9 protein-coding genes are annotated in these 12,927 nt (G+C 60.5%); all 9 read left to right on the top strand.

Translation table 11 applies throughout. The features are described 5' to 3' along the window. The first annotated feature begins 210 nt into the window (after positions 1 to 210). The 9 genes from tssA to ACYVDM_RS12740 all read left to right on the top strand — a co-directional run bounded on the left by tssA (position 211) and on the right by ACYVDM_RS12740 (position 12,927). Positions 211 to 1,755, top strand: a complete 1,545-nt coding sequence (tssA, locus tag ACYVDM_RS12780; protein ID WP_460475394.1) for a TssA family type VI secretion system protein — start codon at positions 211 to 213, stop codon at positions 1,753 to 1,755. A gap of 26 nt (positions 1,756 to 1,781) precedes the next feature. Then, positions 1,782 to 2,300, top strand: a complete 519-nt coding sequence (gene tssB, locus ACYVDM_RS12775; RefSeq protein WP_415785235.1) for a type VI secretion system contractile sheath small subunit — start codon at positions 1,782 to 1,784, stop codon at positions 2,298 to 2,300. Between the two features lie 3 nt (positions 2,301 to 2,303). Then, a complete protein-coding gene (gene tssC, locus ACYVDM_RS12770) occupies positions 2,304 to 3,791 on the top strand; it encodes a type VI secretion system contractile sheath large subunit (protein WP_415785237.1) in 1,488 nt (495 codons plus the stop codon). 99 nt (positions 3,792 to 3,890) lie between these two features. Beyond that, complete coding sequence (locus ACYVDM_RS12765) at positions 3,891 to 4,376, top strand: Hcp family type VI secretion system effector (protein WP_415786997.1); 486 nt, start codon at positions 3,891 to 3,893, stop codon at positions 4,374 to 4,376. Between the two features lie 48 nt (positions 4,377 to 4,424). Continuing rightward, complete coding sequence (tssE, locus tag ACYVDM_RS12760; RefSeq protein ID WP_415785239.1) at positions 4,425 to 4,844, top strand: type VI secretion system baseplate subunit TssE; 420 nt, start codon at positions 4,425 to 4,427, stop codon at positions 4,842 to 4,844. 2 nt (positions 4,845 to 4,846) lie between these two features. Beyond that, the gene (tssF, locus tag ACYVDM_RS12755) at positions 4,847 to 6,571 is read left to right on the top strand and encodes a type VI secretion system baseplate subunit TssF (RefSeq protein WP_415785241.1); all 1,725 of its coding nucleotides are present in this window, start codon (positions 4,847 to 4,849) and stop codon (positions 6,569 to 6,571) included. Beyond that, on the top strand, positions 6,535 to 7,584 hold the full coding sequence (tssG, locus tag ACYVDM_RS12750; protein WP_415785243.1) for a type VI secretion system baseplate subunit TssG: 1,050 nt from the start codon (positions 6,535 to 6,537) through the stop codon (positions 7,582 to 7,584). Before tssF ends, tssG begins: the two co-directional genes overlap by 37 nt. Continuing rightward, positions 7,581 to 10,454 carry an AAA family ATPase gene (locus tag ACYVDM_RS12745; protein WP_415785245.1) on the top strand — a complete coding sequence of 958 codons (2,874 nt, stop codon included), beginning with the start codon at positions 7,581 to 7,583 and terminating at the stop codon, positions 10,452 to 10,454. Before tssG ends, ACYVDM_RS12745 begins: the two co-directional genes overlap by 4 nt. 4 nt (positions 10,455 to 10,458) lie before the next feature. After that, positions 10,459 to 12,927, top strand: a complete 2,469-nt coding sequence (locus ACYVDM_RS12740; protein WP_415785247.1) for a type VI secretion system Vgr family protein — start codon at positions 10,459 to 10,461, stop codon at positions 12,925 to 12,927.

Genomic DNA, 12,927 nt, shown 5'->3' with positions numbered 1-12,927 from the left:
AGCGTTGTAGCGCAAAAAGCGTTGAACAAACGTTAAATCGATTACAGACAATGACGACATTTTTGCGCTTTGCATCAACGCTTGATAAACGTCCGATCCATAACATGCATCAATACGCGGCGAAACACCACTTTCTTCGTAAAACAAGATAGTACGAATGTATGCAAATTATTTCGAACATGCGCCGCGTCCGCATAGGAATCGTCGACAGTGCCAATCAACGGGTTCGATCGCAACGTGGGCGCCAGCCCAATCCGCGCCGACCAGCCGGCGGGTGAAAACCCGCGTGACGGCGAGGCCTATACGGCCATGCGCAGCCAGATCGACCTGTTGACAGATATCCATGCCAGTACGGTGGCAGTGGACTGGAAGGCCATCATACGCCTGGGCGCACAGGTGCTCGGCCAGGAAGGCAAGGACCTGGCGGCCGGTGCGTGGCTGACCGTCGCGCTGTTTCATACGCACGCGTTGGTGGGTCTGGCCGAAGGCATTCACGTATTACGCGATTTAGTCGCGACTTATTGGGACGAAATGTCTCCACCTGCTGCACGATTGCGGGGGCGTCGTAACCAGATCCAGTGGATGCTGGACCACTTGAGCGAAGGCCTGCAAGACTCAAGCGCCGAATTCACGCCGCTGCAACCCGACGTGCATAGCGAGTTGCTCGCTGACTGGGAAGCGCTGGATGCCGCCTGGCAGGCGCACGACGATGAGGCCCCTGCTTTCTATGGCCTGCGTGCGATCTTGGCGAGTCTGCCCGTCGAGCGGCCGGCAGAGCCCAAACCCGAAGCATCGACGTCAGGTGCCGCGCCCGCCGCAGGCACAGCCGCCGCGGGCGCGGTCGCCGTGCCTGCGGCGGGCAGTGATCCGGAGACCGTTGCCGAGAACGCGCTGGCGGGGCTGCGTCCGCTGATCGATTGGTATTTGCAAGAGCACACTACCCTGCCCTTGCTGTATCGGTTGAATCGGATCTGCGCCTGGAGCACGCTGGAGCACGCGCCGCCGGCCCAGAACGGCGCGACGCGTCTGCCCGCGCCCCCTGATCAAGTCGTGGTGGGTTTCGAAAAAATCGCACAAGGTGGCGATCCGCAAGCGGTGATTCACTTTGCCGAATCGCGTCTGATCGGGCTGCGCTACTGGCTGGATCTGAATCGTGCCAGCCACGCTGCCCTGAGCCGCCTGGGGGCCACGGATGCCGCGACGACCGTCGCATTTGAGACGGGGCGCCTGCTTTCGCGCTTGCCTGAACTGGCGCAGATGCGATTCAGTGATGGCCGTCCATTTGCCGATCCCGACACCCAGGCGTGGCTGGAGGCCCTGGCCAGTGACGGGCCACATGCATCGGGTGGCGCGGGTGCGGCGGACGCCGTCTCCGAGCTCACAAAGGCCGCCGATGCCGATGCCGTCGCCGGCAAGCTCAATGACGCCCTGGATAACCTGCAGGCCGCCGCGCGCCATGCCGGCAGCCAACGCGACAATTTTCGCTTACGACTGGCGCAATGCGCCCTGCTTCAACGTTTTGATGCGCGTGCCGACATGCGTCCGCTGCTGGCCACGCTGATTAAAGAACTCGACGCCCACCGCCTGGCCACATGGGAGCCCGATCTAGCGCGGCAAGCCCTGAAGTTGGCAGCGGCCGTCGAACTGCGATACGGCGCGCCTGACGCCGGGTCCAACGAGTCCATGCTGGCCCGCCTGGCCAGCCTGGATCTGCGGGCCGCTTGGCAACTTTCGCAGTCTACTGCCGCCGCTTAACCCATCCGTTACCAAGGAGAACCGCAATGGCCAATGATGGATCCGTAGCCCCAAAGGAACGTGTCAACATCGTCTACAAACCGGCTACCGGCGATGCTAAAGAGCAGGTCGAGCTACCGCTTAAGCAACTCGTGTTGGGCGATTTCACGCTGCAGGAGTCCGATACGCCCCTGGATGAGCGCAAGCCCATCCAAGTCGACAAGGACAACTTCAATGACGTGCTCAAAGCTCAAGGCCTGAACGTCACGATGGCGGTGCCTAATCGCCTGTCCGAAGGCGAGACCGACGAGTCGCTGCCCGTCACGCTCAAGTTCGAAAACATCCGCGATTTCGAGCCGGATGCCCTCGTCGAGCAAGTACCGGAGTTGCGCCAGTTGATCGAGCTGCGCGAGGCGCTGAAATCCCTGAAAGGCCCGTTGGGCAATCTTCCCGAATTCCGCAAGAAACTGCAGGCGCTGATTCAAGACGAAGGCGCACGCGAACGCTTGCTGGGCGAATTGGGCGTGCAATCGGCGGACGCTGAGTCCGACAAATCCAAGGAGTAATCGATGAGCCAGGAATCCCCCCAGCAACAGGCCGCGGCGCAGGCCGCCGAACAGGCCGGCGGATCGCTGATCGACCAACTGATCGAGTCGACTCGCGTCAAGCCTGGCGACGATGCTTACTCGATTACCCGCCAGGGGCTGGAAGCCTTTGTGGCGGAGTTGCTCGAGCCCAGTCGCGCAACACAAAAGGTCAGCCAGGGTCTGATCGACGAAATGATCGCGGGCCTGGACAGCAAGCTATGCCGCCAGGTCGACGCCATCATGCACCAGGATCAATTCCAAAAGCTGGAATCGGCTTGGCGCTCGTTGAAGTTCCTGGTCGATCGCACGGATTTTCGCGAGAACAATCGCATCGAAATCCTCAATGTCTCTAAAGAGGCGTTGCTGGAGGATTTCGAGGACGCCTCGGACATCACGCGCTCGGGCTTGTACAAGGCGGTCTACACGGCGGAATTCGGCCAGTTTGGCGGTGAACCATTCGGCACGATCATCGGCAATTATGAGTTCACCCCGGGTGGGCAGGACATCAAGCTGCTGCAGTCTGTGGCCAGCGTTGCCGCGATGGCGCACACGCCATTCATCGCATCGGCCGGCCCGCAGTTTTTCGGCATGGATTCGTTCGCAGGTTTGCCAAATCTGAAAGACCTGGGCGCGGTCTTCGAAGGCCCTCAATACACCAAGTGGAATGCGTTTCGGCAGACCGAGGACGCGCGCTTCGTGGGGCTGACGCTGCCGAACTTCTTGCTGCGCGTACCGTACGGCGACGATACCGTTCCCACCAAGCAGTTCCGTTACAACGAAGACGTGTCCAATGGCAGCCGCGAGTTCCTGTGGGGCAATGCAGCGTTTGCGTTTGCCAGCCGTCTGTCGGAAAGCTTCGCCCAATACCGCTGGTGCGCCAACATCATTGGCCCTCAAGGCGGCGGCACGGTCAATGATCTGCCCGTCTACAACTACGAGGCGATGGGCGAGACGCAGAGCAAGATCCCCACCGAAGTCTTGATCTCGGAACGTCGCGAGTTCGAGCTGGCCGAACAGGGCTTTATTGCGCTGACCATGCGCAAGAACACGGACAACGCGGCGTTCTTCTCTGCAAATTCGGTCCAGAAGCCCAAGTTCTTCGGCAACAACAAGGAAGGCAAAGAGGCTGAGCTGAACTACAAGCTCGGCACCCAACTGCCGTACATCTTTGTCGTGAGCCGGCTGGCGCACTACATCAAGGTAATCCAGCGGGAAAACATCGGCACCTGGAAAGAACGCAACGATCTGGAAACCGAGTTGAACAACTGGATCCGCCAGTACGTCGCGGACATGGACAGTCCGGCGCCAGGCGTGCGCGGCCGCCGTCCGCTGCGTCAGGCTGAAATTACTGTGTCGGATGTCGAAGGTGATCCGGGATGGTATCGCGTGGGCCTGAAGGTACGTCCGCATTTCAAGTACATGGGGGCGTCTTTCACGCTGTCTCTGGTGGGCAAGCTCGAAAAGAGCTGATCCGCCGGTTAGCGGAATGGGCGTGCCGGCTGCCACCGGCACGCCACAGGGTCTGCATGTCGTGCAGACCGTCACTTCAACAACAAGGAGCAATTTACCATGGCTATGCCGTGCTACCTGACCTTGGTAGGTCAAAACCAAGGCAATATCGAAGGATCGTGCGAAGTCAGCGGACATGAGGGCAAGATCCTCATCCAGGCGGTCGATCATTCCATCGAGCTGCCCAAGAACCCGCAAACCGGCCTGCCTTCGGGCAAGCGCCAGCATTTGGGCATCACGCTGGTTAAAGAAATCGACAAATCCTCGCCGAAGCTATACCAGGCGCTGTGCTCGGGCGAGCAGCTCAAGAGTGTCTTGCTGGAGTTCTACCGCATCAGCCCAAAGGGGATGGAAGAAAAGTACTACACCATCCAATTGGAAAAGGCGGTGATCGTGGGAACCCATCTGTGGGTACCCAATTGTCTGCAGCCTGACAACCGTCAACTCGGACACATGGAAGACGTCGCCATGACCTACGAGAAAATCGTATGGACATGGGAACCGGACGGCATCGAATCGGAAGATTCGTGGCTGGCGCCGAAGTAATAGCGAGAGAGAGAGCGGGTCCGCACGGGCCCGCCCTCCCCGTGTCTCATGAGAGAGCGTCGCCTACTGGAACGCATTGCCGGCCTGGGTACCGACGATCAGCGTTCACACGTTACCCGCGCCGAGATCCTGGTTGACTCGATCCTTAGCCACTTGCGGCGGATCCTGAATACGCGCCAGGGCAGCGTGCCTATAGACCCCCTGTTCGGCGTGCCCGATTTCACCAACCTGGCGGGGTCGTTCGCCGCCGGCACCACGGGACAGATTATCGAAGACATGAATCGCATGATCCTGCGCTATGAGCCGCGTCTACGCCAATCGCAGATCATTTTTGCCGAGTCCCAGGACGAGGTGCTGTCGCTGGCATTTTCCATCACCGGCCTGATCGCCGTGGATGACCAGGAAATACCGATACGTTTGACTTCGCATGTGGCCGCGAACGGCCGCGTGTCCTTAAAAAGGCAGTAGACATGCTGAATCGCTACTACGAACAGGAACTGGGCTATCTGCGCACGCTTGCGGCTGAATTCGCCGCAAGCAATCCCGCGCTGGCTCCGCTTCTGGGGTCGGGTAACGCCAGCGATCCTGACGTGGAACGCCTGCTGGAAGGCGTCGCGTTCATGACCGGCCTCATGCGCCATCGGCTGGACGACGATTTTCCGGAGTTCATCCAGAATCTGGCGCAGTTGTTGTTTCCACACATGCTGCGTCCCCTGCCTTGCATGACGATCATGCGCTATCAGCCTCGTGCGGCGCTGGAAGCCCCCGTCACGATCCCGGCCGGCACCGAGTTTGCCTCCGTGCCGGTGGATGGATTGCGGGCAATCTTTCGGGCCTCGTTTGCGGTCACCTTGGAGCCCGTGACATTGAAGGGAGTGCAATGGGAAGGCGGCGGGACGCAGCCCCGGTCACTGCGCCTGCAGTTCACGCTCGCCGGCGTGGCCGGTGCGGATTGGACGAGTGACCGTCTGCGGTTTTTCCTCGGTGATGCGCACGCGGATGCGGCGCGCCTGTATCTGCTGTTGTTGCGTCACGTGCGCGAGGTTCGCATCAGCGCCGAAGGCGGCCCGATAACGGTGTTGCCGGCCAGCAGTATCCAGCCGGCCGGCCTGCGCCCTGATCTGGAGTTGTTGCCGTGGCCGCGCGGCGCGCACCCCGCCTGGCGTGTGTTGTACGAGTATTTCGCCCTCCCGGAAAAGCTGCTCTTCCTGGACTTTACCGGTATTTCGCAATGGATCTCGCGCGGTAAGGGCGGCGAATTCTCGGTGCAGATCATGTTCGACGAGGTGCCAAGCTGGGCGCCCTCGGTCGACCCCTCGAGCTTCATCCTGAATGCGACGCCGGCCGTCAATTTATTCAGCCATGATGCGCATCCGATTCGGGTGGATCATCTCCAGCCGGATTACCGCATCCGTCCGATCACGCGTGGTAATCGAGCCGTGGAGCAGATTTTTTCGGTCGACAGCGTGAGTGCGCGCACGGCCGCCGGCGCCGAAGAGGAATATCACGCGTTTTCGGCGATGCACGACGAGAGCGCCGCGGCGTACAACCTCAGCATACGCGCGTCGGCCCTGCATCGTGGCTATGATCATTTTCTGAGCCTGCCCTATGCCACCGGCGAAACGCCCGAGCCCCTGACGCTTTCCACGCGATTGACCTGCACGCATGGTGATCTGCCGCAAGGCCTGCGGCTGGGTGACATCAGCGAGCCGACTGACAGTTCGCCGGCCCGGGTGGCCTTCACCAATATCCATGGCATTACGCCGCATAGTCCGCCGGTTGTCGATAGCGCCCTGCTGTGGCGGGTGCTGTCGCATTTGAATGCCAACCATCTGGCGCTGGCCAACGAAGGGCAGTTGCGCGACCTGTTGTCGCTATACGTCCCGGCACGTCAGGCGGATGCTCAGCGTCATGCCACGGCACGCCGCAGTGTCGAGTCGATTGGCAATGTGACAGTGGAGCCGGCACGACGCATCGTGCAGGGTATGTCTGTCCTCGGCAGCGACGTGCGCATCGAGTGTCGTGGTGACCATTTCCCGGGTCGTGGCAGCTTGTTTCTGTTTGGCACGGTGCTCGATGAGTTCCTGGCCGGTACGACCGCCCTCAACACCTTCAGCGCCCTGACGCTGGTGGACATCGTTAACGGAGATACCTTGCAATGGCCCGCGAAGATCGGTCGCTATCGCCTGCTATAGCCCAGCCATCGCTCGACGACCCGCTGTTGGCGCAGGGGCATCGCTACGCCTTTTTTCAGGCGCTGCGATTGCTGCGGCTGCGCAGTGCGGACATTCAGGCGTTTTCGCAGAACGTGCGGGTGCGCCCGTCTGTCACGCTGTCGTTTCCGGATCGGGATATCGAGCAAATCGAACGCGATGCCGAAGGCAAGTACCGGATCACCGCGAATTTCTTTGGCTTGTATGGCGTCACGTCGCCCCTGCCGACGTTTTACACCGAAGACCTAATCGAAGAGCACTTGCAAGGTGGCTCGACGGCGCGCGATTTCATCGACATCCTGCACGCCGCGCTATACCCATTGCTGTTTCGTGCCTGGGAGAAAAATCGTATCTGGCTGGCCGTAGCCGAACGGCAGGATTCCACTCGCATGGAGCACCTGTATGCGCTGGTGGGCATGGCCGGCGGCGCGGCGGCGCACCATCCGAAGGCGCGCGGGCTGCTGCCGCATGCGGGCAATTTCAACCAGTTTCCGCGTTCGGCGCTGGGCCTGGAGTCGCTGGTCGAAGGCTTGCTGGAGGCGCTGCCGGTAGACGTGGAACCCTGCGTCGCCGAAATCGTATCGATTCCCGAACCGGCCCGCTGCCTGCTGTCGGAGCAGGCCTGCGTATTGGGCGAAGACGCGATGCTGGGCAGTCAGATCGCAGAGCGGGCCGGTGGCCTGGTCGTGCATATCGGTCCGATTCCGGGCGATCGTTTGCACGATCTGTTACCGGGCGCGGCGCTGCATGATCGCCTGGTGCGCGCCGTAGCCCTGTATTTGCGTGCGCCGTTGCGTTGTGTGCTGGGCTTGCGTGTCGAGCCCGAGCAGCGTCTGGGCGCTTGTCTGGGCGAAGGCTGGTGCCAGTTGGGCCTGAACACCTGGTTGCCCGAAATAAAACCCGGAGATCTGGCCAATCCCTGGCCCCGTTACGACGAAATATTCCTGCCGATCGATACCGATCCCACACGTATTTCCAAAGAGGTCCTGCAATGATGCTGGTAGAACTGAAACCGCTGTTCGCGCGCTTGAATCCGTATTGTTCGGCCGCCCTGGAGGGCGCCGCGGGCTTGACTTTGGCCCGCAATCATTACGAGATCGCGGTTGAGCACATGTTGCGCCGCCTGATCGAGTCGCCCGACGGCGACGCGGCACGCATCCTGGCGTTTTTCGATATCGATGCATTGCGCTTGACGGCCCAATTGGATGACGCGCTGGGGCAACTGAAGAACGGCAATCCCGGGCGTCCGGTATTCGCCGGCCTGTTGACCGAATGGGTCCAGGAATCGTGGCTGATGGCCTCGATCACGCTGGGGCAGAGTCGCGTGCGTAGCGGCGCCCTGCTGCTGGCGCTGATTGCGCGCCTCAGCTATTACGGCGCGGGCACGCGCTACGCCGAAACGCTGCGCGCGATCTCGCGCGACAAGCTAGTGGCCGAGTTCGACACTATCGTCGACGGCTCCAGTGAAACGGATTTGCGAGTGTCCGAGGGCGGTGGTGCGGGGACTGGAGCAACTGCCGGTGCGCCAGCGGGCGATTCGGCCATTGGGCGATTCTGCGAGGACTTCACCGCCAAGGCCCGGGCCGGCAAGATCGATCCGGTGTTTGGTCGTGATAATGAAATCCGCCAGATGATCGATATTCTCGCGCGTCGTCGCAAGAACAACCCCATTTGCGTGGGTGAGCCCGGCGTGGGCAAGACGGCCGTGGTCGAGGGCCTGGCCCTGCGCATCGTCAACGGAGATGTGCCCGAGTTTTTGCGTGATACGCGACTGGTGGGCCTGGACCTGGGGTTGCTCGAGGCGGGCGCAAGCGTCAAGGGTGAATTCGAGAACCGGTTGCGCGGCGTCATTGACGAGATCAAGGGCTCGGTGCAACCGATGATCCTGTTTATCGACGAGGCGCACATGCTGATCGGCGCGGGCGGTCAGGCGGGCGGATCAGACGCTGCCAACTTGCTCAAGCCCGCCCTGGCACGTGGCGAGCTGCGTACCGTGGCGGCGACGACGTGGTCCGAGTACAAAAAGTACTTCGAGAAAGACCCAGCACTGGCACGTCGCTTTCAGTTGGTGAAGCTGGACGAACCCGATTTGCCGACCGCAGTGCAGATTCTGCGCGGTCTGAAGGACCGGTATGAGGCCGCTCATGGCGTGACGGTGCGCGACGATGCCATCGTGGCCGCCGCAGAGTTGTCCAATCGCTACATCACAGGGCGTCTGCTGCCGGATAAGGCGGTCGATCTGCTGGATACGGCTGCGGCGCGGGTGCGTATTGGCTTGGGCATCAAGCCGGCCGAGCTCGAAAATCTGGAAAGCGGTCTGGCAGGTCTGGAGCGCGAACGCGTGGCGCTAGCGCGTGACGTGCAGTTCCAACCGGGTGCGTATAGCGATCGACTAAGTGAGATCGAGGTCGAGCGCGCGGACCTGGAGGCGCGGCATGCCGACCTGGAGGGGCGCTGGAAGGCCGAAAAGGAAGCCGCCGAGGCTGTGTTAGCGTTGCGACGCCAACTTGGCGCCGCGCAGAATACGCCGACGGAACTGCCGATTGAAACACCGACTGAGGACGCGTCGGCACAGGAAACGCCGGCTCAGCAAACATCGGCTCAGTCGTCGGACGACACGCCGGCGAAGACGGCGGACGAAGCATTGGTCAAGGCACGGACCGAGGCCGCAGCGTCGACTAGTGTGGCCGCATTTGAAGCGCCGATTGCGCCGGCACCTGTCGCCGCATCGGCTGCCGCGCCCGTCGATGCCGGCACTGACGTCGTGGCCACACCCGAGGCCCTCGCCGCGCAGTTGGCCGAGGCACGCGACAAGCTCAAGAGTCTGCAGGGTCAATCGCCGTTAGTCTTCATTGAAACCGATCCCGACGCCGTGGCGCGCGTGGTGTCCGATTGGACCGGCGTGCCTCTGGGCAAGATGCAGCGCGATGCCGTCAGTGGCGTGCTGGCGTTGGCCGATCGCATCAAGGAACGCATTCGCGGGCAGGATCATGCGGTGGATCAGATTGCCGCCACGGTCAAGGCTGCGCAATCGGGGCTGCGGGATCCACAGCAACCCTTGGGTGTCTTCTTGCTGGTAGGCCCCTCCGGCGTGGGCAAAACCGAAACCGGTCTGGCGGTGGCCGATCAATTGTTCGGTGGCGAACATGCGCTTGTGTCGATCAACATGAGCGAGTTCCAGGAAAAGCATACCGTCAGCCGCCTGGTGGGTTCGCCGCCGGGCTATGTGGGATATGGCGAAGGCGGCGTGCTGACCGAAGCGGTGCGCAAGCGCCCCTACTCCGTGGTGTTGCTGGACGAGGTCGAAAAAGCCCACTTGGATGTCGTGAATCTTTTCTATCAAGTCTTTGACAAGGGTACCCTGGCCGATGGCGAAGGTCGGGCTATTAATTTCAGCAATACGGTGGTGTTTCTGACCAGCAATCTGGCGACGGAGGAAATCACCCGCCTGTCGCGTGACGGTCGGCCCGATGTCGAATCCCTGACCGCCGCGATTCATCCGGTCCTGGCCAAGCACTTCAAGCCGGCGCTGCTGGCGCGCATGACAGTGGTGCCCTTCTATACCCTGCCGCCGTCCGAGTTAGCTGGCATCGCCGATCTGAAGCTGAACAAGTTAGCGCAACGCCTGGAGACCGCCAATCGCATCAAGCTGAGCTTCGAGCCCTCGGTGCGTGACACCATCGCCGCGCGGTGCACCGAGGTCGATAGTGGTGCCCGCAATATTGATTTCATTTTGCGCAAGAGCCTCACGCCGCTGCTGTCGGATACGGTGCTGTCGTCGTTGGCCGATGGCCGCACGCTGAGTGCTATCCACGTGGCGCCGGACGACAGTAATGGCTGGGCCGTCACCACCACCGAGGGCTGACCGTATGTCGAATGCCGCCTACGACTTCCAGATTGTGTGTCCGACGCTGCAGGGACTGGTGCCAGGCCAGGACATCCATGTCACGTATTGGAAAGGGACCGAGGCTGTCTCGCAACTTTATCAATTCGAGATCAAGTTCGCGGTTCGCCAGGCGAACCTGGCCCTGGAAAAACTACTGAACGAGCCCGCCACGTTTATTGCCCATAAACCGGATGGTTCCGTACTGTGCTGGCACGGCATCGTCACGGGCGGCTCGCAGCAGGGGCGTGATGAAACGTTTGACTACTATCAGGTCATATTGGAACCGCGTTTGGCGAAACTGCGAACCCAGTTTTGGTCGGATATCTATCTGGATAAACAACTCGACGACATCATTCGACAGTTGCTGCGATCGATTGGTCTGGACGAGCCTTACAGTGTGCCGGGCGCGCCCTACGATTACCATATCGCGGCGAGCAAAATGGTCAACACCAAGCGGCCATTTGTCTGCCAGTTTGAGGAAACCTGCCTGGCTTTCCTGATGCGCAAGCTCGAGTTCTATGGTGTGTACTTCTGGTTCGAGCAAGGAAAAGACCACGAGTCAATCGTCTTTGCCAACAGCGTCGATCAGCAGCCATCCGACCCGGATATTGCGGTTTATTACCCCAAAGGCGTCATCGACCCCGACGCCCAGGAAGTGGTCATCACACAATTGAATCGGTCCGTGAACATGCTTCCCGGCAGCGTCACCCTGCACGATTCCACCACCTGGCAAAATACGGTGATGTCGCTGGACAGCAGCGCTACGGCGCCGGGGCCGATCCCAGCATTTGGCGACGAGCATCGCTACAGAAATCATTATGAGACGGTGACCGACGAGGACGCTGCCGGCAATCCCGTGGTTGGCGGGGAAACCCTGGCAACCTGGCGCAGCCAGGAAATGGCTTGCGAACGCGAGCGCATTTGGGGTGAGGCGCAAACGCCTGGTGTGCGTGCGGGCCGCATGCTAGAGGTGTCGGAGTACTTGCGCGGCGCGTCTCCCAACCAGTATTACGTGATTGAGGTGACCCATAAGGGCCAGCAGCCGCTAGAAACCGCACCCGACGCGGAAGGAAGCGCCTATTTTTCGCAATTCGTGGCGTTGCCGCGCTGGCTTGACGCGAGCGACGAGAATCCTCAGCCGCTGCAATTCAGGCCAGCACGCTCGACTCCTGTGCCGGTCATATCGCAGATGGTCAATGGCTTTGTGGACATCGTCGACCCAAAGAAACCGCAACTGTATGCACAGATGGACGCAGAGGGCCGATACATGGTGAGGTTGCCCTTTGCCAAGAAGCGCTACCCAGGCGACCAAAACTCTGCTCACTTGCGTATGGCCACTCCCTACGCGGCCGGTACTTCCACGTCGGACATGAAACTGCAAAACGCCGGCATGCATTTCCCGTTGCGCGAAGGCACCGAAGTGATCATTGCCTTTTTGAATGGCGATCCAGACCGGCCGGTCATCATGGCCGCCTTGCCCAACACGGAAGCTCCCAGCGTGGTGACCTCGGCGAACCCGGGTGACCATATTGTCCGGACCCCGTCAGGCAACTTGTTCGCCATGCTGGATAACGCCCCAAATCCCAAGAATTACGAGCTCGACGAAAAATCGTCCATTCTGTTGAATACGACATCGCCGAGTGCAATGTTGAGTTTGGGACAATGCGGTTCAGCGAATCCAGGCTTTTACCTGACGACAGAGGAAAACGGCACTGTCTACGCTGGACAAAGCATGAAGATGGAAGTGCCAGGTCACTGGCGCATGTCGGCGGGTACCGCGCCTGATGCTAATTCGACCACAAGTAACTTTATCAGCAGCCAGGCCACCGGCTTGGATCAAGGGATCAACGTAAGTCAAACTGGCGGAATCGTCGTCTCGAACTTCTTGGGTATGAAGATAGAGGCGGTGGAGAGCGTATCGCTGAGCCAGTTTTTCGGCGCGAAGATTAACTTGGCCGAAGCCGCTGAGTTTTCCATGACATTGGGCCTCAAGTACAACGTGAGTTCGGTGAAGACATGGAACGTCGATCCTGTCCAGTGGGTAAGTACCGCGCTCAAGCGTGCGTTTACAGCCGCGGAGGTGGTCAATGTCGCAGAAAGCGTGGAGAGCACGTACGTGGATAAAACCGAGAACGTGGGGGACTATTCAATTACGGCCGTAGGCTCCTTTGATTTAGAAACAGTCGGCCCGTGCCAAATTGATGCGACTGCGGCTTTGGCAGTTTCGAGCGGGGCGACCATCGATATGGATGCACCCGCCATTGAGCTAGCGGCTGAAGCGACGCTAGACCTAACCGCGCCGGACGTGAGTATCGCGGGTGAGGCCATTGAACTGGACAGCACAGCGACCATAGCCCTCACGGCCCCGACCATAGAGATAACTGCCGAGGCGACTCTCGATCTTGACGGGGCCGAGATATACATGAACAGCGCACTGATCAGCTTAGCGTGA

Source organism: Bordetella tumulicola, from assembly GCF_054779135.1.
The sequence above is the reverse complement of the archived record's forward strand: the minus strand, read 5'-3'. Positions and strand labels throughout refer to the sequence as shown.